We start from the raw sequence: 24,275 nt of genomic DNA, 5'->3' as shown, positions 1-24,275 counted from the left end.
CCGACATTGCACGCGTCGATCGACCGGCGGAACGTCGGATGATGCGCACGTACGCAAGCGTCCCGCGCACACCGGCACGCGCGCGCCCACGACGCGACCACCGACGAACGGGAGGCGCGGCGCCAGCTGGCACCGCGCCTCCCGTCCGTCGGCACACACGCGCGCGACGGCAGCCCACCCGACTACGCCGCCGGCGTCTCCGCCGGCGCCTTCGACGCCCCGTACACGGCCGTCAGGATGCTCTCCACCCACTGGATGAGCGCAGCGTCCGGCAGGGTCTCACCGTGCGGCTTCGGCAGTGGGATGCTCGCCGCGTCCTGCTGCGGGAACCACCGGGCTCCGGGGAACATCCGCTTGAGCCGCACCTGCGCCGAGTCGGCGAGCTCCTTGCCCGCGACGCGCAGGTTCGACCCCATGACGACGACGTCGGAGAGTCCGACCTGCTGCGCCATCCGGCGGAGGCGCGAGACCTCGACCAGGGTGAGCACGGCCTGCGGCGGCTGGCCGTACCGGTCGGTGAGCTCGTCGAGGACCATGTCGATCCCCTCGGCCTGCGCCGCGGGGGCGGAGGCGGCGGAGAGCTTCTGGTACGCCTCGAGCCGGAGCCGCTCGGACTCGACGTAGTCGTCCGGGATGTGCGCGTCGACGGGGATCTCGAGCCGGAGCTCGGTCTGCCCCTCGGCGACGTCCCCGCGGAACTGCGAGACGGCCTCGCCGATCATGCGCAGGTAGAGGTCGAACCCGACGCCCGCGATGTGGCCGGACTGCTCCCCGCCGAGCAAGTTGCCCGCCCCGCGGAGCTCGAGGTCCTTCATGGCGACCTGCATGCCCGCGCCGAGCTCGTTGTTCGCGGCGATGGTCTCGAGGCGGTCCTGGGCGGTCTCGGACAGGGGCTTCTCGGCGTCGTAGAGGAAGTACGCGTACCCGCGCTCACGCCCTCGGCCGACACGACCGCGCAGCTGGTGCAGCTGCGACAGCCCGTACTTGTCCGCCTTGTCGATGATGAGCGTGTTCGCGTTCGCGATGTCGAGGCCGGTCTCGATGATGGTGGTCGAGACGAGGACGTCGAACCGGCGCTCCCAGAAGTCGACCATCACCTGCTCGAGCGTCGACTCGGACATCTGTCCGTGCGCGACGGCGATGCGGGCGTCCGGGACGATCTCGGCGAGGTGCGCGGCGACGGACTGGATGTCCTTCACGCGGTTGTGCACGTAGAACACCTGCCCCTCGCGCAGGAGCTCGCGGCGGATGGCGGCGGCGACCTGCAGGTCGGACTGCGGCCCGACGAAGGTGAGGATCGGGTGGCGGTCCTCGGGTGGGGTGGCGAGGGTGGACATCTCGCGGATGCCGGTGACCGCCATCTCGAGCGAGCGCGGGATGGGCGTCGCGGACATCGCCAGGACGTCGACGTTCGTCTTGAGCTTCTTGAGCTGGTCCTTGTGCTCGACGCCGAACCGCTGTTCCTCGTCGATGATGACCAGGCCGACGTCCTTGAACTGGATGCCCTGCGACAGGATCCGGTGGGTGCCGATGACGATGTCGACCGTGCCGTCGGCGAGGCCGGCGATGGTCTCCTTCGACTCCTTCTCGGTCTGGAACCGGCTGAGGGCGCGCAGGTGCACGGGGAAGCCGGCGAAGCGCTCCTGGAAGGTCTCCATGTGCTGGCGCACGAGGAGTGTCGTGGGGACGAGCACGGCGACCTGCTTGCCGTCCTGCACGGCCTTGAACGCGGCGCGGATCGCGACCTCGGTCTTGCCGTAGCCGACGTCGCCGGAGAGCAGGCGGTCCATCGGGATCGGCCGCTCCATGTCGCGCTTGATCTCGTCGATCGTGGTGAGCTGGTCGGCCGTCTCGGCGAACGGGAACGCCTCTTCCAGCTCGCGTTGCCACGGGGTGTCCGGGCCGAAGGCGTGCCCCTTCGACGCCATCCGCGCGGAGTAGAGCTTCACGAGGTCGACGGCGATGTCGCGGACGGCCTTGCGCGCCTTCGACTTCGCCGAGGCCCAGTCCGAGCCGCCCATCTTCGACAGGGTCGGGGACTCGCCGCCGACGTACCGCGAGAGCTGGTCGAGCTGGTCGGTGGGCACGAAGAGCTTGTCGCCCGGGTACCCGCGCTTCGACGGCGCGTACTCGAGCACGAGGTACTCGCGCTGGGTCTTCACCGCGTTGCGACCGCCGGAGCTCACCTCGCGCGAGACGAGCTCGACGAACTTGCCGATGCCGTGCGTGGCGTGCACGACGACGTCCCCGGGCTTGAGCTGCAGCGGGTCGACGACGTTCTTGCGCCGGCTCGCGAGCTTCTTGACGGTGCGCGCGCCCTGCTGGACGCTGCGGCCGTAGAACTCGGCCTCGCTGAGGACCGCGATGCGCGGATCCGGGGTGGCGAAGCCGTGCTCGACGGTGGCGGTCGTGACGACGGCGACGCCGGGCTCGGGAGGCGCGGTGACGGTTTCGGCACGGGCGGCGACCCCCGCGTCGGCGAGCACCTGCACCGCCCGTTCGACCAGCCCCTGGCCCTGGGCGGTCACCACGACGGCCCACCCGTCGTCGGTGAGTTGCTTCACGTGCGCGATGGCGCCGTCCGCGCTGCCGGCGAAGCTCGGGATCGCCTCGGCCCGGACGCGGATGTAGTCGCCCGCCTCGGCCACGGCTTCGGCGTCGGTGAGCACGCGTTCGGCGTCGCCCTCGTCCAGCCCGGAGTCGAACGGGGAGACCGTCCACCAGGTGCGCTGCCCACGGCTGTTCTTGAGCTGCTGGACGGTGAGGAAGTTGCCGGCGTCGAGGTCGATCGGCGCCTGCGCACCGGCGACCGCGGCGCTCCACGCGGCCTGGAGGAACTCGGTGTTCGTCTCGGCGAGGCTGTGCGCGCGGCCGCTGACCCGTTCGGGCGAGAACACCGCGATGACCGCGTCGTCCGGCAGGTAGTTCGTGACCGGCACGAGGTCCTGCACGAGCGCGGGCGCGAGGGACTCCATGCCCTCGACCGGGATCCCCTCGGCGATCTTCGCGAGCATCTGGGAGAGGTTCGGGAACTCGTGCAGCATCTCGCGCGCCCGCTGCCGGACGTCGTCGCTCAGCAGGAGTTCGCGCGAGGCCGTGAGCTCGACCGAGCCGAGGTCGTCGTCGGTGGTGCGCTGGTCGGCGACGGAGAAGGCCTTGATCGCCTCGATCTCATCGCCGAAGAAGTCGACGCGGACCGGGTGGTCGGCCGTCGGCGGGAAGACGTCGAGGATGCCGCCGCGCACGGCGAACTCGCCACGGCGGGTGACGAGGTCGACCCGGGCGTACGCCATGTCCACAAGCTGCCCGGCGATGGTGCCGAGGTCGTTGCCACGGGACTCGGTGCGGAGGGCGATCGGCGCGAGGGAGGTGAGGTTGCCCGCGATCGGCTGCAGCGCCGCCCGGACGCTCGCCACCACCACGGTCGTGCGGCGCTCGGCCGCAGGGGCGTCCTGCCACGCGGCGAGCTTCCGGAGGGTCGCGATGCGCGTGCCGACGGTCTGCGCGCTCGGGCTGAGCCGTTCGTGCGGCAGGGTCTCCCACGCGGGGAACTCGAGGACCTCGGCATCGGGGAGGTAGCTGCCGACCGATGCGCGGACGGCCTCGGCCTCGCGCCCGGTGGCCGTGATCACGAAGACGCACTGCGGCCCGGTGCGTTCGGCCAGCAGGGCGCCGAGCAGTGGCACGCGCAGACCGTCGACGACCGAGAAGTCGGCGTCACGGGGTGCGGCACGGAGGACGCGATCGAAGGCGGAGGCGCGCGAGAGCGCAGGGATGATGCCCGAGATCGTCACTCAGGAGATGGTACCGGCCACCACTGACACCGGCCGCTGTGTGCGCGACCGGCGAACGCACGGCACCGGGAAGCGCCGCTCAGGACGGGGCGTGCACGCGCTGCTGCGCGGCGAGGAGCCCGAGGTCCGCGATCGCCTCGACCGCGTCCGCGCCGTCCGCCAGCAGGTTCGGCAGCGTCTTCTTCTCGGTCGGCGAGAAATCACGCAGCACGTAGTCGGCCGGGTCCTGGCGCCCGGGGGGTCGGCCGATGCCGATCCGCACGCGGGTGAACTCGTTGGTCCCCGTGGCCTTGATGATGTCGCGCAGGCCGTTGTGCCCGCCGTGCCCGCCACTGCCCTTCAGGCGGACGGTGTCGAACGGCAGGTCCAGCTCGTCGTGCACGACGACGAGGTCGGCCGGGGTGGCGCTGTAGAACCCGAGCACGCTCGAGACCGGGCCACCCGAGGTGTTCATGAACGACCCGGGCTTGGCGAGCACCAGGCGGGGTCCCCCGGGAACCAGGCGCCCCTCGGCGACCTGGTTCGGGGTCTTGTGCTTCTTGAACGTCGCGCCCATGCGGGCGGCGAGTTCGTCGAGGACCATCTGGCCGACGTTGTGACGGTTGCCCGCGTAGCCGGGCCCGGGGTTCCCGAGCCCGACCACGACGAGCGTCTTGCCTGTCATCAGCGTCGGCCAGATGTCCGCGAAGGGGTGTTACTCGCCGTCGACCGGGGCGGAGCCGCCCTCGGCACCGGCCTCGGCGCCCGCCTCGGCAGCGGCCTCGTCGGCGGCGTCGTCGTCGGCGGTGCCACGCGGCGTGACGATCGCGACGACGAGTGCCTCGGCGTCGGTCTCGAGCTCGGCGCCCTCGGGGAGCTGGAGCTGCGAGGCGTGGATCTGCGTGCCGTCCTCGAGGCCCTCGACGTCGACGACGACGTGCTCGGGGATGGAGGTGGCGAGCACCAGGAGCGAGACCGTGTTGAGGTCCTGCACGTGGATGGTGCCGGAGAAGGACTCGCCCTCGACGACGACGGGCACGTCGACCGTGACCTTCTCGCCGCGGCGCAGGACCACGAGGTCGATGTGCTCGATGATCTGGCGCACCGGGTCACGCTGGACGTCCTTGACGAGCGCGAGCTGGGCCGCACCCTCGATGTCGAGGTCGACGACCGCGTTGGCGGTACGGACGAGCAGCATGGTCTCGTGGCCGGGCAGCGTGATGTGCTTCGGCTCGGTGCCGTGGCCGTAGACGACCGCGGGGATCTTGTCGGCGGCACGGAGCTTGCGAGCAGCGCCCTTGCCGAACTTGGTGCGGACTTCCGCTGCGAGCTTGGTGTAGTCGGCCATGGTGTCTCCTGGTCTCGGGGACGACACCGGGGTGCCGGCATCGTGGGGGTCTGTGGTGTTGCAACTCGAACGCGTGCACGCGTGAGGAACGTTCCCAAGCTGGGCCGGGTCTCCCACCGCGTCGATCACGGCCGCGCATGCGCGGCCCTCGCCGAAGTCAGTCACCGAGTCTAGCAGGACCGATCCGGGCGTGTCGCACCGTGCCCTGGACGTCAGTACAGGCGGCCTGGAGGCGCGGTGCGGGCCCGCACCGCACCTCCAGGCCGCAGGTGGTCGCGTCAGTGGCCCGCCGCTTCGGCGCCCTCCGGCACCTTGAGGAAGGACAGCACCACGAACGCGAGCACGTAGAGGCCGACGAACGTCCAGACGACGCCGCCGGGGCCGCCCCAGGGCAGCACGGCGCTGACGACGGCGTTGCCGAGGAACGTCGCACCACCCGCTGCGGTGGCGTACATGGCCATCGCGGCGCCACGGCGCTCCTCGCCGGCGAAGGCGGGGACGATCGCGCCCATCGGCGTGAACCCGGCGAGCATGATGCCGAACACGGTGCCGGCGGCGGTCGCCAGCCAGAAGCCCCACTCGGAGCCGGCCGGCACGAGGTGCGGGACGTACCACCAGGCGAGCAGGCCGATCGCCGAGGCGCCGATGCCGAACCACTTCACGGTGCGGATCCACCCGATGCGGTCGCCGAGGGCGCCGAAGAACGCGTTGAACAGGATGTTGCCGGCGTAGACGATCACGGTCATCGTCAGCCACTTCGACTGGCCCCAACCGAGCTCGGTGCCGATGATCGCGGGCATGATCACGAACATGCCGAACTCCGGGGCGGTGTTCACGAGCCGGATGAGGACCGCGAGCAGGACCTTCGGGCGCTTGACGCAGACCTCGATGCCGCTCGCGATCACCCGGGCGGCGGAGTGCGAGCGCGGCGCGATCCGACCGAGGCCGGTGGGCTCGTGCACGCCGAACCGGACGATCGCCCAGCCGACCGCGACGAGGAGCAGCGACAGCGCCATCGACCAGGTCTCCCCGGTGTGGCCGCCGCCGAACGCGGGGATGGTGCCGATCGCGATGAGCGAGCCGAGCGTCGGCAGGCCGCCGGTGAACACGACGTAGAACCAGCCGACGGCGGTGGCGTTCCGCTCGCGGGCGACCGTGTGGTTCACCCAGCAGAGGAACGAGAACGCGAACAGCGGGAAGCCGAGGCCCCGCAGGAAGTACGTCAGCGCGATGAGGCCGACCGACCCGGTGGGCAGTGCCGCGAGGAACGCGACCTGGAACACGACCCAGAGCACGGCGCCGATGGTCATCACCCGGCGCGGGCCCCAGAGCTCCGACAGCACGCCGGCGAAGTACGACGCGACGAGGACCGCGACGCCGTAGAGGCCGATCACCATCGCGGCGCTGTCGACCCCGCCGGAGCCGAGCGCCGCCGCGATGTGCGGGGAGATGAAGTTCGACTCGATGCCGTCGCCGGTCATGAAGACCAGGACGCCGAGGAAGCCCCAGCGCAGCGGGTGCGGGATACCGAGGCGGGCGAGGAGTCCCTCGCGGGCGGCGGCGGCCGGCGGTGGCGCGGCGGTGCCGGACTCGGGAGCGGTGACGCCGTTCGGCGGCGTGAGGGTGGTGGTGCGGGCGGTGCGGGGTTCCGACATGTGTCGTCTCTCCTGAAGGGGCCCCGGAGTGCTCGACCCGGCATCGCGGCATGTCTCCGGGGTGCGCCGCGCGCCGCGCAGCACCTCGCCCGCGCAGTGGCTGCGGGTGGGGTGCTGCGTCGGCGATGATGCGAGTCCTGTACCCGGGCCGCCCGGTGCTGTCGTCGGGGCGGACCCGGCGGACCATCGCCGGCCCGAAGCATGGTGCCCGAGATTAGACCGCTCCAACGCAGTCCGTCAAGAACGACAACTGTTGGGTAACGATGTGGGCTCCGGGGCCGCTCGAGGGGTACTGGTCAGTCCACGTCGGAGGGGCTCCGGTCAGCGGCCGACCTCGCGTCGGTGGTGCTGGGCGGCCGCGAGGAGCTCGCGGGCTCGGTCGCTCGTGGTCTCGGCATCGTCGCGGGCGTGTTCGAGTCGCGTGACCTCGGCGGTGGCCTCGGCGAGCTGGCGTTCGAGGTCGGTCCGGCGGGCCTCGGCGGTCGCGAGGGCGTCCTCGGCCGCGTCGAGTGCGGCGTCGGCGTCGCGGGACTCCGTCCGTGCGGCCGTCTCGGCCTCGCGCGCTGCGCGGCGTTCGGCGGCCGGGTCGGGCTCGCGGTCCGGCTCGCGGCCCGGCTCGCGGTCCGGCTTACGGTCCGGCTTGCGTTCGGGCTCGCGGTCCGGCGTACGGTCCGGCTCGCTGTCCGGCTTGCGGTCGGGCTCGCGGTCGGGCTTCCGGGAGGCGCGGGTCGTCCCCGCCGCGCGTCTCCCCTCCGTGATGGGGATCGGCGCCGCGCCGCTCCCCGACCACGCATCGGGCACCGCATCGGGATCGGCGAGCGCCTCGTCGAGGTCCACGTCGTCGAACCCGGCGCTCTCGAGCGCGCGGACGAGGAGCCCGGAGCGCACCGCGGCACCGGCGTGCGGGTCCGCCATCGCGGCCTCGATCGTCGCCCGCACCTGGTCGAGCACGGCCGGCGTCACCGGGTGCCCGGCATCGGACGCGAGGTCGGCACCGGCCTGCGTGAGCGCGTCGACCACGCCCGCTCGCTGACGCCGGAGCTTCCGGATGACGGCCGGGTCGGCGTCCGCCTGTGCCTGCCGGATGGCCGGTCCGAGGTCGACCGCTTCGTCCAGGGCACCCTCGTGCGCCAGCAGGTCGATGACCCACGCGGCCGGCGCCGGCTTCCGGAGGCCGCCGATCGCCGTCGCGAGCGCACGGTCGTCCTTCCGGACAGCCCGCTGACGCGCGGTCCGCTCAGCGACGAAGTCCGCGGGCGCGACGAGGAGCAGTTCCCTCGCCACGTCCGCGAACCCCATGCGGCCCAGCTTGCCCGCTACCAGTCGTGGACGGTGCCGTCGGCGAGTCGGTTGAAGGGCAGGTACGCCTGCTCGTAGGGGTACTTGCCGGCTTCGTCGACGTCGAGCGAGACCCCGAGGCCCGGCTCGTCGCCGGGGTGCAGGTACCCGTCGGTGAAGGTGAAGGTCTGCCGGAACACCTGGTTCGTCTTCGGGCCGTGCTGCATGTACTCCTGGATGCCGAAGTTGTGGATCGCCAACCCGAGGTGCATCTGCGCCGCGAGGCCCACCGGCGAGATGTCGGTCGGCCCGTGGAACCCGGACTTGATCTGGTACATCGCGGCGTAGTCCATCGTCTTCTTCAGCGGAGAGATGCCGCCCATGTGGGTCACGGCGCCGCGGACGTAGTCGATGAGCTGGTCGCGGATGATGTCCTTGAAGTCCCAGATCGTGTTGAAGACCTCGCCGATCGCGAGCGGCGTCGTGGTGTGCTGCCGGACGAGCTTCAGGGCCTCTTGGTTCTCGGCCGGGGTGCAGTCCTCGAGCCAGAACAGGTCGTACGGCTCGAGCGACTTGCCGAGCTTCGCTGCCTGCAGCGGGGTCATCCGGTGGTGGCCGTCGTGCAGCAGGGGCAGTTCGGGGCCGAACTCGTTCCGGACGGCCTCGAACACGGTGGGCACGTGGCGCAGGTACGCCCGGGTGTCCCAGTCCTCCATCGCGGGGAACGCACCGCGCTGCGCGGGCTCGAAGTCGTAGCGGACGCCCTCGTTCCCCGTCGTCGTCTTGTTCGACGCGATGCCGTAGATCGACTCGAGGCCGGGGACGCCCGTCTGCACGCGGATCGAGCGGTAGCCCTCGGACTGGTGCTCACGGATGGAGTCGAACAACTCCGGCAACTCCTTGCCCGAGGCGTGGCCGTACGCCATCAGCCCGGTCCGGGAGGCGCCGCCGAGCAGCTGGTACACGGGCATCCCCGCGACCTTGCCCTTGATGTCCCAGAGCGCCATGTCCACCGCGGCGATCGCGGCCATGGTGACCGGACCCCGCCGCCAGTACGACGAGCGGTAGAGGAACTGCCAGGCGTCCTCGATCCGGCTCGCGTCGCGGCCGACCAGCAGCGGCACGACGTGCTCGGACAGGTAGGTGGCGACGGCGAGCTCACGACCGTTCAGGGTGGCGTCGCCCAGCCCGGTGACGCCGTCGGCGGTGGTGAGCTTCAGCGTCACGAAGTTGCGGTTCGGGCTCGTGACGATGACCTCGGCGCGGTCGATCAGTTGCCCACGGTCGGCCGACGCCCACGTGTCCGGACGTCCGGCGGTGGGATCGGTCGCCGCTCCGGCGTCGGTCGCACCCGGCACCGGGGCCGCGGGGTTCGTCGTGGTGTCGGTCATGCGTGGACTCCTTCGTCGGTTCTCGTGCGCTCCGCGGTGTCCCGCGCGGCACGGATGCGGTCGGCCGCGGCGGTGATCGCCGCGACGACGGGGGTGGTGTCGAGGTCGGGGGCGATGACGCGCAGCACGTCGTGCACGTCCGAGTCTGCCCCGGGGGCTCCGTCGTCGCTCACCAGGTCGGGCTGCTCGGTCAGGTGCAGCCACCACGCCGCGATGGCGGTCGCGGCACCGGGACCGATGCCCGCGGACGGGTCGCGGTCCAGCCGGTGCCGGAGCACGTCGACCACGCGGACGGGGAGCTTCTCGGAGCCGCCGGCGGCGATCTGCCGGAGGGTGTGCCGGATCCGGGGGTTCGCGAACCGGTCGACGAGGGCGTCGCGTGCCGCGGCGACCTCGGCCGCGGGCAGCGGGAGTTCGAGCGCCGCTTCGTCCCAGAGCTGGTCGACGGCCGCACGGCAGACGGGGTCGCCCATCGCGGACGCGACCGTGTCGTGGCCGAGCTGCAGGCCGAGGTACGCCAGCAATGAGTGGGACCCGTTCAGGAGCCAGAGCTTCCGCTGCTCGTACGGGGTGACGTCGTCGACGATGCGGACGCCGGCGGTCTCCCACGCCGGACGGTCGATCCCCGCGAAGCCGTCCTCGAGCACCCACTCCGCGAAGGGTTCGGTGACCACGGGCACCCGGTCGCCGTCGAGCGCACCGGGGAGCTCCGCCAGCGCCGCCACGTCGTCGTCGGTCGTGGCCGGGGTGATCCGGTCGACCATCGACGAGGGGAACGAGACGTTCGCGTCGACCCATTCCAGCAGCGCCGGGTCGGACACGGCGGACGTCACCGCGTCACGGAGCACGTCACCGTTGTGGGTCAGGTTGTCGAGGCTGACGAGCGCGATGCGCCCCGACCCCGCGGCGCGGCGGGCCTCGAGCCCCTCGACCAGGCGGGCCGGGACGTCGGAACCGGACCGGTAGCCCTGCTCGGTGACCGTCAGCGTGACGACGGTGGTCGCCGGGGACGCGACCACGTGCCGCCAGGTCGAGGAGTCGCTGCCCGGGTGGGCGGCCACGATCGTGTCGACCACCTCGGCGTCGTCGCCCGAGGCGGCCCGGGTGACGAGCGTGTACCGGCATCCCTGGGCGTCCAGCGCATCGGCCGTGTCCGGCGAGCGTCCGGTGAAGGCGGTGATGCCCCACGGCTCGCCGTCGGCGTGCGCCGTGTACCAGGCGAGGTGGGCGCGCGCGAACGCACCCACCCCGAGGTGCACGATGCCGGGTCGGCGATCGGTCATGCCGACACCGGTACGAGGGACCGCAGGTACGCCAGGTTGTCGGCGGTGCGGGCCTCGAGCGGGAGGTCGGTGGAGAAGTCCTCGATCGTGACCCAGCCGTCGTAGCCGACCTGGCGGAGCGCGTCGAGGTACTCGGAGACGGACGCCTGGCCGGTGCGCAGCGGTGCCCACTCGTTCTGCCAGATCGTGCTGCCGTCGGCCCGGGTGTCGCCGGTGTCGACCCAGCGGGCGTTCTTCACGTGCGCGTGGGCGAGGTACGGGCCGAGGAGCTCGAACGCGGCGAGGTGGTCCTCGTGTCCCTCGATCACGAGGTTGCCGAGGTCGTGGATGACGCCGACGTGCTCCGGGTCGAGGCCGTCGACGAGCCGGAGCGCCGCCGACGCCGAGGGCGTGATCGTCATGTGGTGCAGCTCGACGAGCGCCTTCACGCCCAGCTCCGTCGCACGGGAGACGGCCCACTCGAGGTCCGCCCGGGTGCGGTCGAAGATCTGGGTGTAGGTCTCGCCGGTGCGCTCCTTCTCCTGCCGGTACATCGGCATCGAGACGCGGACCTGCCGGGCGCCGAGCTCGCTCGTGACGCGGAGCATGGTGTCGACGCCGTCACGGTTCGACGCCTGCTGGTACCCGCCGATGCCGGAGTAGTCCAGCCCGGCGGCGTCGGTGGTGCGGGCGATCTCGCCGACCTGGTCCTCGATGCCGGTGAACTGCCACGTGGAGTTGTTGCCGGCCCAGAACGAGCGCCCGGCGGGCACGGCCTCGCCGGAGGCCGGACGGTCGTCGACGATGCGCCACTCGATGCCGTCCCAGCCCTGCTCGGCGAGCGTCTGCGCGGCCTGTGACGGGGTCCAGTCGGGGGTGGAGGCGGTGAACACGGAGAACTTCATCGGGTGGCTCCTTCTGCTGCGTGTGCGCCGACGACGGGGACGACGTCGTCGTACGCGCCCTCGATCACGTCGTCGATCCGGACGGGCTTGCCGAGCGTCGCGCTGACGTAGAGGCCGCGGACGGTCGCGAGTGACACGAGGGCCGCGTCGACCGTGACGCCGGGTTCGCGGCCGTCGCGGATCGCCTCGACGATGTCGGTGTACTGCCGGGCGTGACCGGCGGCGAAGTGGTCGGGTTCGGCCGGACCGCCGACGACGTGCTCCGGCGGGACGACCTCGTCCTTCTGGTCGACCGCACCGGCGACCGCCGTGGCGTTCGCGGTGGTGGACGCGGACTCGAGCGTCGCCGCGTCGGGGGCGATGTGGAAGTACGCCAGGCGGTCGTCGTCGACGATCGCGGACCCGTGCGTGCCGTACACGGCGTACCGGGCGGAGAGGCCCGGGTACGCGGCGGTCGTGCAGTGGATGACGCCGAGCGCTCCCCCGGCGAACCGGACGGTGGCGACCGCGGTGTCCTCGACCTCGATCCGGTCGTGCGCGAGCAGGCCGGTCTGCGCCGAGATCTCGACCGGACGTCCGAGCGCCCAGACGAGCAGGTCGACGGTGTGCACGCCCTGGTTCATCACCGCGCCGCCGCCGTCGAGCGCCCAGGTGCCGCGCCAGTCGCCGGAGTCGTAGTAGCCCTGCGAGCGGTACCAGGCGACGCTCGCGAGGCCGGAGGTCACGGTGCCGAACCCGCCGTCGTGGGCGGCTGCTGCGACGGCGGCGGAGGCCGGGTCGAAGCGGTGCTGGCTGATGACGCTCGTCACCAGTCCGCGCGCTCGTGCGGAGGCGGCGAGCGCGGCGATCTGCCGTGCGCGGGGCATCGTGGTGTCGAGGGGCTTCTCGATGACGACGTGCTTGCCGGCGGCGAGGGCGGCCTCGGCCAGCTGGACGTGCATGCCGGACGGCGAGCAGATCGCGACGACGTCGATGTCGGTCTGCGCGATCGCTTCCTCGATGGTGGACGTCGTGATGGGGCGGGTGACGCCCATCGCCTCGATCTCGTCGGCGGCGCTCGTGGCCGCTGCGGGGATCGCGTCGACGAGGGCGACGACCTGCAGGTCCGGGTGGTGGACGGCGACCTTGGCGTGGTGGCGTCCGATGACGCCGGCGCCGACGACAGCGAGCTTGAGCGGGGTGGGTTCGGTCATCGCAGGGTGACTCCGATCTGGTCGGTGAGCTTCCGGAGGGCACGACCGGCGCGGCCGAACGCCGCGGGGCCGGAGAACCCGCCGAGGTGGGTGAAGTCGCTGAGGTGCGGCTCGAGCGAGGCGTAGCCGGAGTACCCGGCGTCGCGCAGCGCGGTGAGTGTCTGCAGCAGTTCGCCGTCGCCCTCACCCGCGGGGACGACCGACGAGTCGGCGGCGAGGGCGTCCTTGACCTGCAGGTAGTCGACGTACGGCGCGAGCTGCGCCCATCCGTCGGTGAACGGCTTGACGCCGCACTGCACGTAGTTCGCGTTGTCCCAGGCGAGGCGGAGCGCGGGCGAGCCGACGCTCTCGACGATGTCGAGCACGCGCGAGGGGACGTCGCCGTAGATGTCCTTCTCGTTCTCGTGCAGCAGGGTGACGCCCTCGCGCTCGGCGAGGTCGGCCAGGGCCCGCATCCGCACGAGGACGTCGTCGCGGACGTCCTCGGGCTGCCGGCCCTCGAAGTAGAACGAGAAGATCCGGATGTTCGTGGTGCCGAGGGCGTGCGCGGCGGCGATCGCGCGGCCGAGTCGTCCGACCTCGTGCTCGACGGGCTCGTCGACCGACACCTTGCCGATCGGCGAGGCGATGGCGGACACGGTCTGCCCGCGTTCCTCGAACAGGCGGTGCAGGCCGGCGAGCTGGTCCTCGTCGAGGTCGACGACGTTCACCCCCCACGCGCTGCGGACCTCGATGGCGCTGGCGCCGAGCGCCTGCAGCACCGCGACCTGGATCGCCGGATCGGCGTCGATCTCGTCGCCGAAACCGGAGAGTTCCCAACTGGGCTGGGTCATTGCATTCCCTTCATGCGACCAGCCTGGAGGCGCGGGGCGGGCTGGCACCGCGCCTCCAGGCAGTCTGTGGACAAGTCGGCAGACTGCACAGCGCTACTTGACGGAGCCGGCGGTGAGACCGCCGACCAGGTAGCGCTGGAAGATCAGGTAGAGCGCCACGACCGGGACCGCACAGACGATCGAGGCGGCCATCATCTGGCCGTAGATCGGGACGGCGCCGCCCTCCTGCGTGGTGCCGAGGACCTGCAGGACGACCGCCACCGTGCGGGTGTTGGGGGTCGTCATGATCGTCGAGAACAGGACGTCGTTCCAGCCGAGCAGGAAGGCGAAGATCGCCGACACGACGATGCCGGGCCACGAGAGCGGCAGGACGATCTTCGTGAGGATCTTGGTGCTGGACGCGCCGTCGATGCGAGCGGCCTCCTCGAGTTCCTTCGGCAGGCCGCGCAGGTACGTGACCATCACCCACGTCGAGAACGGCAGGGCGAACGTCAGGTAGGTGACGAACAGGCCCCAGCGGGTGCCGATGATCTGCACGCCGGTGGCGCTCGCGATGTTCGAGAACACCACGAACACGGGCAGGAGCAGGAGCGTGCCGGGGATCGACTGCAGCGCGAGCAGACCGCGGAGGAACGTCAGGCGTCCGAGGAAGCGGAACCGGACGAGCACGTACGCGGTGGAGACGGCGAGCGCCGCACTCGCGACGGCGACGGCACCGGCGGTGAGCATCGAGTTCACGAGCCCCTCGCCGAGTGCGACCGTCGACCAGATGTCCACGTAGTTCGCGAGCGTGAACTCCGAGGGGAAGTACTCGCCCCGGGCCACCGCGACGTCGGAGTTGACCGACCCGAACAGGATGTAGAGCACAGGGACGGCGATGAACGCGATGATCACCGCGATCACGAGGATGAGCAGCCAGCGCGGCAGGAGCCGGGTGACGTCGGTGTCGTACGGGCGCTTGTGCCGACGGCCGCGGTCGCCGGCGGTGATGCTCTCGGTCAGCGTCGCCGTGGGGCGGGTCCGCGTGGAGGTGGTGAAGGCGCTCATGCTCGGGCTCCGTCGATGTCGGCGGCAGCGGCCGGGGTCGCTGCCGCGAGGGTGCGCCGGTCGGCGCGACGCTGCTTGCGGTTGGGGCCCGCGTCGTCACCGGTGTCGAGCTTCACGGCCCGCAGGTAGACGAACAGCGGGATCGCGACGATCACGAGGGAGCAGATCGCCATCGCCGCGGACAGGCCGAAGCGGAACGACTGGAAGCTCGCGATGTACGTGAGGACGGGCATGACCTCGACGCTCGACGGCAGCGGGATGCCGAACAGCACGAACGGGAGGGTGAAGTTGTTGATGTTGTGCAGGATCGCGATGATCACCGCGAGGCTCAGGGGTCCGCGCAGGTACGGGAAGATGATGTAGCGGAGCTTCGCCCACCAGGTCACCCCGTCGAGTGCGGCGGCCTCGTGCACCTCGTTGTCGACCGCCTGCAGTCCGGCGAGGGAGAGCAGGTAGACGAAGGGCCAGCTCGTCCAGATCATCACGCCGGCGAGCGCCCAGTACGACGCGGAGCCGTTCAACCAGAGCACGTCGGTGTGCAGGATCGAGTTCACGACGCCCTGCGGCTGGAGCATGGTCCGGAAGAACGTGCCGACGACGAAGGCGGGGAGCACGTACGGGATGAGGTAGATCGACCGGACGAGTCCGCGACCGGGGAACCGGTTCTGCGTCGAGATCGCCGCGGCGACGCCGATCGGGACGGTGACCGCGGTGACGAGCACCGAGATGGACACCGAGATCCAGATCGAGTGGAGCAGGGGCGAGTCCGTGAACGCCTCGGCGAAGTTCGCGAACCCGACGAACGGGGCGCTGAACCACTGGCGGAGCGTGTACTGGTCGAGGTCGAGCATCGCGATGTAGAAGCCCACGAGGAGCGGCACCACGATGACGGCGAGCATGAGGACGCCGCCGGGCAGGAGCATCCAGAGGGGACGCTCCCGCTTGTAGAGCGGGGTCGTGCCGTGCGGACGGACCTCGAGGTCACGCGACTCGGTCGCGCGCGGCGCGGGGGTCTGGACCTGCGTCATCACAGGCCTCCGTTCTTCTGCCGGTCGAGCGTGGACTGGGCGTCCTCCTGGGCGTCCTGCAGACGCTTCCGGAGCTGGTCGTCGGTGACCTCACCGCTCTTGAGCGACGGGATGGACTGCACGACGACGTCCACGAGGGAGAGTTGGATGTCCGACCAGGCACCGGTGAAGGCGGTCGGCTTCGAGAGCTTGCCGGCGTCGATGATCGGCTTGAGCTGGGGGTTCGCCGCTGCGAGTTCGGCCGCGGCGTCGGAGTTCGTCGGCAGGTTGCCGAAGAGCTTGTAGTACTCGAGCTGCGCCTTCGGCGTGCTGAGCTGCTTGATGAAGTCGAACGACAGGTCCTGCTTCTTGCCGTAGTCGGCCACGACCCAGTTGTCGCCGGAGAGGATGCTCGCCGCCTCGATGCCGCCGGACGGACGCGACGTCGCTCCCGGGGGCACCGTCGGCAGGAGTGCGAACTCGTACTTGCCGTCCACGGGGGTGTTCTTGAACGAGTTGATCGCGGTGGTGGTCGTCATCGGGAAGAACGCCGCCTTGCCCTCGGTGAACTGCGCGAGGGCCTGGGCGTTGTTCCACCCGATCGCGGCCTTGTCGACGACGCCGTCCTTGGTGACCCAGTCGAAGTAGGTGCGGTAGGCGTTCTCGACGGCCTTCGAGTCGATCTCCGCCTTGCCGTCCTTCGAGACGATCGTGTTGCCGGCGTTCTGCGCCATGCCCCAGACGAACTTCCACGGGTCGAAGCCGTCGGCGTAGGCGATCGCCAGGCCGTGCCGGCCACCCGTGGTGGTGGCCTTGGCGTCCTCGGTCAGCTGGTCCCAGGTCGTGGGCATCTCCGTGATGCCCGCGTCGGCGAGCAGGTCCTTGTTCACCGCCATCACGAACGGTCGGCTGGCGAACGGGATGCCGATCTGCTTCGAGGTGCTCGGTCCGGAGATCCCGAACGACGCGGGGTCGAACTGGTCCTTGCCCCCGACGGCCTTCCACTCCTTCGAGCCCATCTCGACGAAGGCGCCGGTGGCGTACGCGGTCGGCGTGAACGTGCTGCCGATCGCGTACACGTCCGGACCCTGCCCCGAGATGACGCTGGTCTGGATGGCGGTGAGCTCCTCCTGGGCGGACGAGTACGTCTCCCACTGGACGTTCGCACCGGTGGTGCGCTTGAACTCAGCGGCGACGTCCTGCTGCCACTGCTTGCGTTCCTTGGGGTAGGTGGTGTCCGCGCCCATCATGACGCGGAGGGTGTTCGGGTCGTCGCCGCTGCCGTTCACCACGGCGCATCCCTGGAGGGACAGCGCGGCGAGGGCGACCACGGCCGCGGCACCGATCACGGTGCGGGCATGAAGTCTTCGCGTGTTCACGGGGGTTTCCTCCTCGAGACCTCCTCCGGGCGGCACTGCCCGGTCGATCCACTGTCCCGCGGTTGGCAACATGCGGCAATCGGTTGCCACTTGTTGCCAGACCGGTTTACGTTCGCTGCACCGGCGCACCGAGGCACCGGCAGACCGCACCGGCGCACCGACGCGCAGGCCGGACGACGGAGGAACCGTGACCGACACCGACACCGCCCGGCGGGTGACCATCCGCGACATCGCCGACGCCACCGGTGTGGCGCCGTCCACGGTGTCCCGGGCGCTCTCCCTGCCCGACCGCGTGAACCAGGCGACGCAACAGCGCATCCAGCAGGCCGCCCGGGAACTCGGCTACGTCCCGAACTCGCAGGCCCGGGCGCTCACGTCCGGCCGGACCCGCGCGGTCGCTGTGCTCGTGTCCGACATCACGAACCCCTTCTACTTCGACGTCATCCGCGGGACGCAGCACCAGCTCGCCGGTGCCGGGTGGACGCAGCTCCTCGTCGACACCGAGGAGTCCGCCGACGCCGAGATGGCCGCCCTCAGCGCGATCGCCGGGAAGGCCGACGGGGCCGTGCTCACCGCGTCGCGACTGTCCGACGCGCAGATCGCCCGGTTCGCCGAACGCACCCCGCTCGTCGTGGTGAACCGCCGGCCCGCCGGGGTCCCCTCCGTGCTCATCGACACCCCCGGCGGGGTCGAGCAGGCCGTGCAGCACCTGGTGTCCCTCGGCCACCGGGACATCCTCTACGTCGCCGGCCCGGACAGCTCGTGGTCGAACGAACGCCGGTGGAAGGCCCTCGTCCGCGTCGCCAAGCGCCTCGGCGTGCGGGTCGGCCGCGTCGGGCCGCACGCGCCGTTCGTCGATTCCGGAGCAGCGGCCGCCGACGCCGCCGTGCACGCCGGTGCCACCGCCTGCATCGCGTTCAACGACCTCATCGCGATCGGCATGCTCGCCAGACTCCGGGAGCGGGGCGTCCGCGTCCCCGAGGACATGAGCATCGTCGGCTGCGACGACATCTTCGGCGCGGACTTCTGCAACCCACCGCTCACCACGATGACGTCGCCGATCGAGCGCGCCGGCCGGGTCGCGATCCGGATGCTCCTCGGACGGCTCGGCGCGATCCCCGCCGACGAACTGCCCGGCGAGCACATGAGCGGCGCGGTCGCGCTGCCGACCCACCTCACCGTCCGCGAGTCCACCGGTCCCGCACCCGTCCCCCACGCGTCATGAAGGAGTCGACGATGACCCAGACCACCACCGCCACACCGCTCGCCCCGCACCCGGACCGGCTCTTCGCAGCCGACCCGGGAGCGCGAGCGGTCGCCCGCACGGTCTACGACGCCGTCAAGGACGCGCCGATCATCTCCCCCCACGGGCACGTCGACGCCGCCCTCATCGCGGACGACCAGCCCTTCGAGGACCCCGCGTCGCTGCTCATCACGCCGGACCACTACGTCCTGCGGCTCCTGCACGCGAACGGTGTCGGACTGGAGGCGCTGGGTCGCGTCGACCTGTCGGGAACCGGCACCGTGCCTCCAGGACGATCCATCTGGCGGAACCTGGCCGAGCACTGGGACGACTTCCTCGGCACCCCCGTCCGCTACTGGTTCGAGACGGAGCTGCACGACGTCTTCGGACTGACGGAACAGCCGTCGGCCGCGAACGCGGACGCCCAGTACGACCACATCGCCGAGCTCCTCACCACGTCCGCGTTCCGTCCGCGCGCCCTGTTCGACGCCTTCGGCATCGAGGTCCTCGCGACCACGGACGCGCCCACCGCCGACCTCGCCGCGCACGCGCGGCTCGCCGCCGACCCCACCTTCACCGGCCGGGTGGTCCCCACGTTCCGCGCGGACGCCGTGTTCGACCCGTCGGGGTCGGACTGGAGGCACGTGGTCGCGTCGATCGGTGAGGCCGCCGGCATCGACACGGGAACCCACGACGGGCTGTTGGCGGCTCTGCGCGCACGTCGCCAGTACTTCATCCAGCACGGTGCCACCGCCACGGACACCGGGGTCCTCGACGCCGGGTCCACGCCGCTGTCGGCCTCGGAGCGCTCGCGGATCCACACGGCCGCGATGCAGGGTCCGTCCGCTGTGACCGCGTCGGAGGCCGTCGCGTACCGGCACGACATGCTCTACCGGTGGGCCGAGATGAGCGTCGAGGACGGTCTCGTCATGCAGCTCCACCCCGGTGTGCTGCGGAACCACCACGCCCCCACGCTCGAGCGCTTCGGGCCGGACACCGGGCACGACCTGCCCGCGGTCGGGTCCTTCACCGAACCGCTGCGGCCGCTGCTCGAGTCGTTCGGGACCGCGCCGGGGTTCCACCTCGTGCTCTTCACCGTCGACGAGACCGTGTTCTCGCGCGAGATCGGCCCGCTCGCCGGCTTCTACCCCGCCGTGTACGCCGGCGCTCCCTGGTGGTTCATCGACACGCCCGCGGCGATCGGCCGGTACCGGGCGGCCATCACCGACTCGGCGTCGTTCACGAAGACCTCGGGGTTCATCGACGACACCCGGGCGTACTGCTCGATCCCGGCGCGGCACGACATGGCTCGCCGAGCGGACGCGGCCTACCTGGCGTCGCTCGTGGTCACGCACGAGCTGTCCGAGGAGGACGCGGTACGGACGGCGCGTCGGATCGTGTCGGACATCCCGAGGGCGACGTTCAAGCTCTGAGGCGCTTGCGCACGAGCACGCGGGGGAAGCCGTTCAGGACGGACGTCGTGTCCGCCGCGTGCTCGAAGCCGGCGTGCTCGAACAGTGCGCGGGTCCCGGCGTACGCCATCGTCAGGTCGACCCGCTCGCCGCGGTTGTCGACGGGGTAGCCCTCCACCGTGCGGGCGCCGTGCTCGCGGGCGAAGTCGACCGCGCCCGCCAGGAGCGCGTGCGAGATGCCCTCGCCCCGGTGGCCCGGCCGCACCCGGATGCACCAGACGCTCCACACGCTCCGGTCGCCCGGGTCGTCGAGGTGCGGGATCTTCCGGTTCCGCGCGAACGTGGTGTCCGGACGGGGGTGCACCGCTGCCCACCCGACGACCTCGTCGCCGTCGTACGCCAGGACCCCGGGCGGCAGGTCCTCGTCGAGGAGCACCCGGACGCGATCTCCACGGGCCGTGCCGCTGAGGGCCTGGTTCTCCTTCGCCGGGATCCGGTAGCTCAGGCACCAGCACACGTTCGCGTCCGGACGCTTCGGACCGACCATGGTGCGGACGTCGTCGAAGGACGTCGCGGGACGCACCTCGATCGTCATGCCACGAGCATGGCACCGGTTCGTCGGAGGAGTTCGAGCGATCGACCGATCTCCTGTTCGGCGGTCGCGGTGTCCGGGGACCAGTTGCACTCCAGCGAGACCGAGCCGCGGTAGCCGCCGTCGTGCACGGCCGCGAGGAAGTCACGCCAGACGTCGTCGCCGCCGTCGGCACCGAGCGGGCGACGGTCGCGGTCGCTGACGTGCACGTGGCCGATGCGGGCGCCGTGCTCCCGGAGGACGTCGAGCGACTCCCCCTCGTTCCGGATGTGGAACAGGTCGGCGACGACGTCCACCCCGTCGACCGCCGTGTCGTCCAAGAACCGGACGGCCTCGGCGACGGAGTGCAGGACGTTCGTCTCCGAGCGGCTCAGCGGCTCGAGCACGATGCGGAGGTCGTTCGCCGCGGCGGTGTCCCGGGCCGTGCGGAGCACCTCGGCGAAGCGACGGTGGGCCTCGGTCTCGGGCATGCCGTCGGGTGCCGTGCGGGCGGTCCCCGAGCCGAACACGATCTTCGCGCCCGGCTCGGCGACGGAGTGGACGATCGGGAGGACGGCCTCGAAGTAGTCCCGGACCGCGTCGGGGTCGGCGGTCAGCAGCGGGAGGTCACCGGGGACGAGGATCGCGAAGGACGGGAAGCGGTCGCCTGCGTAGCCGTCGTCGAGCACCCAGCCACCGCCGTGGTCGTGGCCGCCGCCGTCGCCGTTCGGCCGGATCGCCAGGTTGCCGGCGATCGTCGGCTCCACGTGGTCGGCGCCCGCGCGACGGACGGCCTCGGTCAGTGCTGCTCCGGCGACGACGCCGAATCCGGTGAACGACATGGGGTCCATGCAACTCGGGGTGCGGCGGTCCGGCAGTCGTTGCCGTCCGTTGCCACGGGTCCGGTCAGTGCCGTTCGACGTCGACCGGATCGGCTCGGCGCGGGCGTCCGAGGTGTTCGAGGGGTTCGCTGCGCGGTCTTCGAAGTCACGGTGGCAGCGGAGCGGGCGGTCACGGGCGCCAGCCCGGGGTCACGAGGCCGGTCTCGTAGGCGAAGACGACGAGCTGGGCACGATCGCGGGCACCGAGCTTGATCATCGCCCGGGAGACGTGGGTCTTCGTGGTCATCGGGCTGACGAAGAGGTGCTGGGCGATCTCGGCGTTCGTCATGCCGACGGCGACGAGCTGCATGACCTGACGCTCGCGGTCGGTCAGGACGCCCAGCTCCGGCGCGAGGGACGACGGCTTCGCGTGGGTGGCGTACGCCTCGACCAGGGAACGGGTCGCCCGGGGCGAGAGCAGGGACTCCCCCGCGACGACGGTCCGGATCGCCCGGAGGAGTTCGGCCGGTTCGGTGTCCTTCACGAGGAATCCGGCAGCGCCACCGCGGATCGCCTCGAACACGTAGTCGTCTTCCTCGAACGTGGTGAGGATGACCACGTGCACGCCCCCGAGTTCGGGGTCGGCCGAGATCCGTTGCGTCGCCGCGAGCCCGTCGGTGCCCGGCATCCGGATGTCCATGAGGACGACGTCGGGGCGTTCCCGCCGTGCGACGTCCACCGCGGCGTCACCGTCACCCGCCTCGCCGACGACGGTCATGCCGGGTTCGGCGTCGACGAGTGCGCGGAGCCCGGCGCGGACGAGCACCTGGTCGTCGACGAGGAGCACGCGGATCGGGTCCGGGGCGATGCTGGCCGTGGTCATCGGGCGTCCTCGGGGTCGGTGCCGACCACCGGGAGGCGCGCTGCCACCCGCCAGCCGCCGTCGGTCGTCGGTCCGGCGGACAGGGTGCCGTCGACGGCGTTCGCACGTTCGCGCATCCCGATGATCCCGTTGCCGGTCGGGGCGAGCGGCTCGGTGGAGCCGACGTCGGCCACCCGCGGCTGGGACGGGCGGTCGGCGACGACCAGGTCCACGACGTCCGGGCCGATCGAGATCGTCACGTCGGCCCGGTGTCCGGGGGCGTGCTTCATGACGTTCGTCACCGACTCTTGCACGATGCGGAACGCGTTCCGGTCCGTGATGCCGTGCACCGCCGATCGGTCGCCGTCGACGGCCAGGGTGACGTCGACGCCCGCGGCACGCGCTCGTTCCACCAGGTCGGCGACGCGGTCGAGGCCGGCGGTCGGGGCGCGCTCCGCCCCCTCGCGGTCGGGCGCTCCGTCGACCGAGCGGAGCACGCCGAGGATCGTGCGGAGTTCGACGAGGGCCTCGCGGCTGGAGTCGCGGATGTTCGCGAGGGAGTCCCGCGTCTGGTCCGGGAGGTCGGCGCCGAGGTGGAGGGCGACCCCGGCCTGGAGGTTGATGAGGGACATGCTGTGGGCGACCGAGTCGTGGAGCTCGCGGGCGATCCGCACCCGCTCGTCGGCGGCACGGCGCCGGTCGGCCTCGGCGCGCTGACGACGGCGTTCCGCGACCCGTTCGAGCCGGACGCGGACGAGTTCGGACACGGCGATGGTCACGGTGGCCCAGGCGATGCAGAGCAGCACGGCGCTGAGGTCGAGCACGGACGAGCGGCCGAGGACGGCATCGGCGGTCGGGAGCACGACGACGGCGAGCGCCGCCGAGGCGAGGACCCACCAGCGGTGTCCGCGGAGCCAGGCGTTGGCGAGCGCCATCGTCAGCGCGGCGACGAACGGCCCGCGCGGACTCACGACGAGGGCGTACCCGATCGTGGTCGCGAGGGTCAGGAGCAGCACCGACCGTGGCCACCGCCAGCGCCACGGGAGCACCACGACGCCAGCCACGAGGAACCCGATAGCGAGCGGGCCGAGGTGCACCGGGTCGACCGCACCGCTGAACGCGTGCCGTGTCCAGGGTGGGCCGGCCGGGCCCGTCCCGACACCCGGTCCGACCAGCACGCGCGATGCGAGCAGCGTCCCGACGATCTGCAGGAACGCCACCGGCAGGACCCGACCGACCCGGGCGAAGCGACGGCGCCCGACCCAGCGGGTGTCGTCACTCGCCGGGTCGGCGAGGGTCGGGGTGGTGTCCATGGCTCGAGCCTAGGGTCGGCTCCCGCCCGCGGCATCGGGCGTGCGCACGACCTGTGGACTACTCCCGCGGGAGTAGTCGGGTGTGGAGGAGGACGTGCACTACGACTGCGGGAGCAGGCGGAAGTGGGGCTGCGCGACGGACGCGCGCCGCGCCTCCTGGACCGAGTCTTGGACGGTCGTGACAGCGACGCCGAACCGACCACAGGAGGTCACCATGCTCACCACCATCGCCGCCACCGCGCCCTACTGGCACGGCGGCGGGTTCCCGTTCCCCGTCTTCCCCGCGTTCTTCTTCGTCGCGTTCCTCGTCGTGTTCCTCGTGTTCGGCGTGCTCCGACGCGGCAGCTGGCGGGCACGGTCGGACGCCCGCTCGGTGCTCGCCGACCGGTTCGCCCGCGGCGACATCGACGCCGAGGAGTACCGGTCGCGGCTGTCCGAGCTCAGCCGGAAGTGACCGAGAGCGCGGAGAGGATCGCCGTCACCGTCTCGTCGACCGAGCCCTCGATCGACACGGTGACGGCGGCCTCGTCCGGCTGCGGTCGCTCGAGCGTCGCGAACTGCGAGTCGAGCAAGGAGCTCGGCATGTACTCGTGGTGACGGTGCGCCTGGCGGTCGGCGATCAGGTCGTGCGAGCCGTCGAGGAAGGCGATCACGAGGGTCGGCGCCGAGGCGCGGAGACGGTCGCGGTAGACACGCTTGAGCGCCGAGTTCGCCATCACGCAGCGGTGGCCGGAGTCCTCGACCTCGGCGATCCGCGCGGCGCAGGCGTCCAGCCAGGGCCAGCGGTCCTCGTCCGTGAGCGGGATCCCCTGCCGCATCTTCTCCTTGTTCGCGGCGGGGTGCAGGTCGTCCGCGTCCACGAAGACCGTGGGCTGCCCCTCGGCGGCGAGGGCGTCGGCGAGGGCCTGCCCGATCGTCGACTTGCCGGAACCGGAGACCCCCATCACGAGCAGGGGCGGGAGGACAGCGCGCTCGGTCATTC

At 71.5% G+C, this 24,275-nt stretch carries 21 protein-coding genes; 3 read left to right on the top strand and 18 right to left on the bottom strand.

The genetic code is table 11. The features are described from left to right. Positions 1–182 precede the first annotated feature (182 nt). The 13 genes from mfd to ACIPKM_RS05590 form a co-directional block, all read right to left on the bottom strand. The gene (mfd, locus tag ACIPKM_RS05650) at positions 183–3,794 is read right to left on the bottom strand and encodes a transcription-repair coupling factor (RefSeq protein WP_402736345.1); all 3,612 of its coding nucleotides are present in this window, start codon (positions 3,792–3,794) and stop codon (positions 183–185) included. 79 nt (positions 3,795–3,873) lie between these two features. Then, on the bottom strand, positions 3,874–4,458 hold the full coding sequence (pth, locus tag ACIPKM_RS05645; protein ID WP_070416779.1) for an aminoacyl-tRNA hydrolase: 585 nt from the start codon (positions 4,456–4,458) through the stop codon (positions 3,874–3,876). A 30-nt stretch (positions 4,459–4,488) separates the two neighbouring features. Continuing rightward, positions 4,489–5,121, bottom strand: a complete 633-nt coding sequence (locus tag ACIPKM_RS05640; RefSeq protein WP_070416780.1) for a 50S ribosomal protein L25/general stress protein Ctc — start codon at positions 5,119–5,121, stop codon at positions 4,489–4,491. Positions 5,122–5,399: 278 nt separating this feature from the next. After that, on the bottom strand, positions 5,400–6,776 hold the full coding sequence (locus ACIPKM_RS05635; protein WP_402736344.1) for an RbtT/DalT/CsbX family MFS transporter: 1,377 nt from the start codon (positions 6,774–6,776) through the stop codon (positions 5,400–5,402). Positions 6,777–7,097: 321 nt separating this feature from the next. Then, positions 7,098–8,075, bottom strand: a complete 978-nt coding sequence (locus ACIPKM_RS05630; RefSeq protein ID WP_402736343.1) for a hypothetical protein — start codon at positions 8,073–8,075, stop codon at positions 7,098–7,100. Positions 8,076–8,092: 17 nt separating this feature from the next. Then, complete coding sequence (gene manD / locus ACIPKM_RS05625) at positions 8,093–9,445, bottom strand: D-mannonate dehydratase ManD (RefSeq protein ID WP_229086823.1); 1,353 nt, start codon at positions 9,443–9,445, stop codon at positions 8,093–8,095. Continuing rightward, positions 9,442–10,728: a mannitol dehydrogenase family protein gene (locus ACIPKM_RS05620; protein WP_402736342.1), complete on the bottom strand. Its 1,287-nt coding sequence runs from the start codon at positions 10,726–10,728 to the stop codon at positions 9,442–9,444. Before ACIPKM_RS05620 ends, manD begins: the two co-directional genes overlap by 4 nt. Then, entirely contained in the window at positions 10,725–11,612 is an 888-nt protein-coding gene (locus tag ACIPKM_RS05615; RefSeq protein WP_402736341.1) for a sugar phosphate isomerase/epimerase family protein, read from the bottom strand. The genes ACIPKM_RS05620 and ACIPKM_RS05615 overlap by 4 nt, the downstream gene beginning before the upstream one ends. Continuing rightward, the gene (locus ACIPKM_RS05610; protein WP_071303149.1) at positions 11,609–12,805 is read right to left on the bottom strand and encodes a Gfo/Idh/MocA family protein; all 1,197 of its coding nucleotides are present in this window, start codon (positions 12,803–12,805) and stop codon (positions 11,609–11,611) included. The genes ACIPKM_RS05615 and ACIPKM_RS05610 overlap by 4 nt, the downstream gene beginning before the upstream one ends. Next, positions 12,802–13,638 (bottom strand): sugar phosphate isomerase/epimerase, encoded by an 837-nt coding sequence (locus tag ACIPKM_RS05605; RefSeq protein ID WP_092384318.1) that lies wholly within the window; start codon positions 13,636–13,638, stop codon positions 12,802–12,804. The genes ACIPKM_RS05610 and ACIPKM_RS05605 overlap by 4 nt, the downstream gene beginning before the upstream one ends. Before the next feature lie 93 nt (positions 13,639–13,731). Then, the gene (locus tag ACIPKM_RS05600) at positions 13,732–14,685 is read right to left on the bottom strand and encodes a carbohydrate ABC transporter permease (RefSeq protein WP_071303147.1); all 954 of its coding nucleotides are present in this window, start codon (positions 14,683–14,685) and stop codon (positions 13,732–13,734) included. Further along, positions 14,682–15,713: a carbohydrate ABC transporter permease gene (locus tag ACIPKM_RS05595; protein ID WP_402736340.1), complete on the bottom strand. Its 1,032-nt coding sequence runs from the start codon at positions 15,711–15,713 to the stop codon at positions 14,682–14,684. The genes ACIPKM_RS05600 and ACIPKM_RS05595 overlap by 4 nt, the downstream gene beginning before the upstream one ends. Further along, positions 15,713–17,071, bottom strand: coding sequence for an ABC transporter substrate-binding protein (locus ACIPKM_RS05590; protein WP_402736339.1), 1,359 nt, complete (start codon positions 17,069–17,071; stop codon positions 15,713–15,715). Before ACIPKM_RS05590 ends, ACIPKM_RS05595 begins: the two co-directional genes overlap by 1 nt. 187 nt (positions 17,072–17,258) lie before the next feature. Between ACIPKM_RS05590 and ACIPKM_RS05585 the strand changes: the two genes are divergently transcribed. Together ACIPKM_RS05585 and uxaC are read left to right on the top strand one after the other, a co-directional pair. Then, complete coding sequence (locus tag ACIPKM_RS05585; protein WP_070416787.1) at positions 17,259–18,296, top strand: LacI family DNA-binding transcriptional regulator; 1,038 nt, start codon at positions 17,259–17,261, stop codon at positions 18,294–18,296. Between the two features lie 11 nt (positions 18,297–18,307). Then, positions 18,308–19,747, top strand: a complete 1,440-nt coding sequence (gene uxaC / locus ACIPKM_RS05580; protein ID WP_261645674.1) for a glucuronate isomerase — start codon at positions 18,308–18,310, stop codon at positions 19,745–19,747. On the opposite strand, the gene ACIPKM_RS05575 is transcribed toward uxaC, so the two are convergent. From ACIPKM_RS05575 to ACIPKM_RS05560, 4 genes are all read right to left on the bottom strand, one after another. After that, entirely contained in the window at positions 19,737–20,321 is a 585-nt protein-coding gene (locus tag ACIPKM_RS05575) for a GNAT family N-acetyltransferase (protein WP_261645675.1), read from the bottom strand. The genes uxaC and ACIPKM_RS05575 overlap by 11 nt on opposite strands. Beyond that, on the bottom strand, positions 20,318–21,139 hold the full coding sequence (locus tag ACIPKM_RS05570; RefSeq protein WP_261645676.1) for a sugar phosphate isomerase/epimerase: 822 nt from the start codon (positions 21,137–21,139) through the stop codon (positions 20,318–20,320). Before ACIPKM_RS05570 ends, ACIPKM_RS05575 begins: the two co-directional genes overlap by 4 nt. Before the next feature lie 169 nt (positions 21,140–21,308). Then, a complete protein-coding gene (locus tag ACIPKM_RS05565; protein WP_261645677.1) occupies positions 21,309–22,001 on the bottom strand; it encodes a response regulator transcription factor in 693 nt (230 codons plus the stop codon). Then, positions 21,998–23,293, bottom strand: a complete 1,296-nt coding sequence (locus tag ACIPKM_RS05560; RefSeq protein ID WP_402736338.1) for a sensor histidine kinase — start codon at positions 23,291–23,293, stop codon at positions 21,998–22,000. Before ACIPKM_RS05560 ends, ACIPKM_RS05565 begins: the two co-directional genes overlap by 4 nt. Positions 23,294–23,507: 214 nt before the next feature. On the opposite strand from ACIPKM_RS05560, the gene ACIPKM_RS05555 reads away from it, so the two are divergent. Then, a complete protein-coding gene (locus tag ACIPKM_RS05555; RefSeq protein ID WP_070416791.1) occupies positions 23,508–23,747 on the top strand; it encodes a hypothetical protein in 240 nt (79 codons plus the stop codon). Here the strand turns inward: ACIPKM_RS05555 and ACIPKM_RS05550 are convergent. Next, complete coding sequence (locus ACIPKM_RS05550; protein WP_070416792.1) at positions 23,734–24,273, bottom strand: gluconokinase; 540 nt, start codon at positions 24,271–24,273, stop codon at positions 23,734–23,736. The genes ACIPKM_RS05555 and ACIPKM_RS05550 overlap by 14 nt on opposite strands. Positions 24,274–24,275: the final 2 nt, after the last annotated feature.

The sequence above is a fragment of the Curtobacterium sp. NPDC086286 genome, assembly GCF_044746255.1.
Taxonomy (GTDB): domain Bacteria; phylum Actinomycetota; class Actinomycetes; order Actinomycetales; family Microbacteriaceae; genus Curtobacterium.
Note: the sequence above shows the minus strand (reverse complement) of the source record. Positions and strands in the feature narration are given on the sequence as shown.

Coding starts and splice junctions, on each gene's coding strand:
- pth (WP_070416779.1), bottom strand. CDS start 4,458: ATGACAGGCAAGACGCTCGTCGTGGTCGGGCTCGGGAACCCCGGGCCC.
- ACIPKM_RS05640 (WP_070416780.1), bottom strand. CDS start 5,121: ATGGCCGACTACACCAAGCTCGCAGCGGAAGTCCGCACCAAGTTCGGC.
- ACIPKM_RS05635 (WP_402736344.1), bottom strand. CDS start 6,776: ATGTCGGAACCCCGCACCGCCCGCACCACCACCCTCACGCCGCCGAAC.
- ACIPKM_RS05630 (WP_402736343.1), bottom strand. CDS start 8,075: ATGGGGTTCGCGGACGTGGCGAGGGAACTGCTCCTCGTCGCGCCCGCG.
- manD (WP_229086823.1), bottom strand. CDS start 9,445: ATGACCGACACCACGACGAACCCCGCGGCCCCGGTGCCGGGTGCGACC.
- ACIPKM_RS05620 (WP_402736342.1), bottom strand. CDS start 10,728: ATGACCGATCGCCGACCCGGCATCGTGCACCTCGGGGTGGGTGCGTTC.
- ACIPKM_RS05615 (WP_402736341.1), bottom strand. CDS start 11,612: ATGAAGTTCTCCGTGTTCACCGCCTCCACCCCCGACTGGACCCCGTCA.
- ACIPKM_RS05610 (WP_071303149.1), bottom strand. CDS start 12,805: ATGACCGAACCCACCCCGCTCAAGCTCGCTGTCGTCGGCGCCGGCGTC.
- ACIPKM_RS05605 (WP_092384318.1), bottom strand. CDS start 13,638: ATGACCCAGCCCAGTTGGGAACTCTCCGGTTTCGGCGACGAGATCGAC.
- ACIPKM_RS05600 (WP_071303147.1), bottom strand. CDS start 14,685: ATGAGCGCCTTCACCACCTCCACGCGGACCCGCCCCACGGCGACGCTG.
- ACIPKM_RS05595 (WP_402736340.1), bottom strand. CDS start 15,713: ATGACGCAGGTCCAGACCCCCGCGCCGCGCGCGACCGAGTCGCGTGAC.
- uxaC (WP_261645674.1), top strand. CDS start 18,308: ATGACCCAGACCACCACCGCCACACCGCTCGCCCCGCACCCGGACCGG.
- ACIPKM_RS05575 (WP_261645675.1), bottom strand. CDS start 20,321: ATGACGATCGAGGTGCGTCCCGCGACGTCCTTCGACGACGTCCGCACC.
- ACIPKM_RS05570 (WP_261645676.1), bottom strand. CDS start 21,139: ATGTCGTTCACCGGATTCGGCGTCGTCGCCGGAGCAGCACTGACCGAG.
- ACIPKM_RS05565 (WP_261645677.1), bottom strand. CDS start 22,001: ATGACCACGGCCAGCATCGCCCCGGACCCGATCCGCGTGCTCCTCGTC.
- ACIPKM_RS05560 (WP_402736338.1), bottom strand. CDS start 23,293: ATGGACACCACCCCGACCCTCGCCGACCCGGCGAGTGACGACACCCGC.
- ACIPKM_RS05555 (WP_070416791.1), top strand. CDS start 23,508: ATGCTCACCACCATCGCCGCCACCGCGCCCTACTGGCACGGCGGCGGG.
- ACIPKM_RS05550 (WP_070416792.1), bottom strand. CDS start 24,273: ATGACCGAGCGCGCTGTCCTCCCGCCCCTGCTCGTGATGGGGGTCTCC.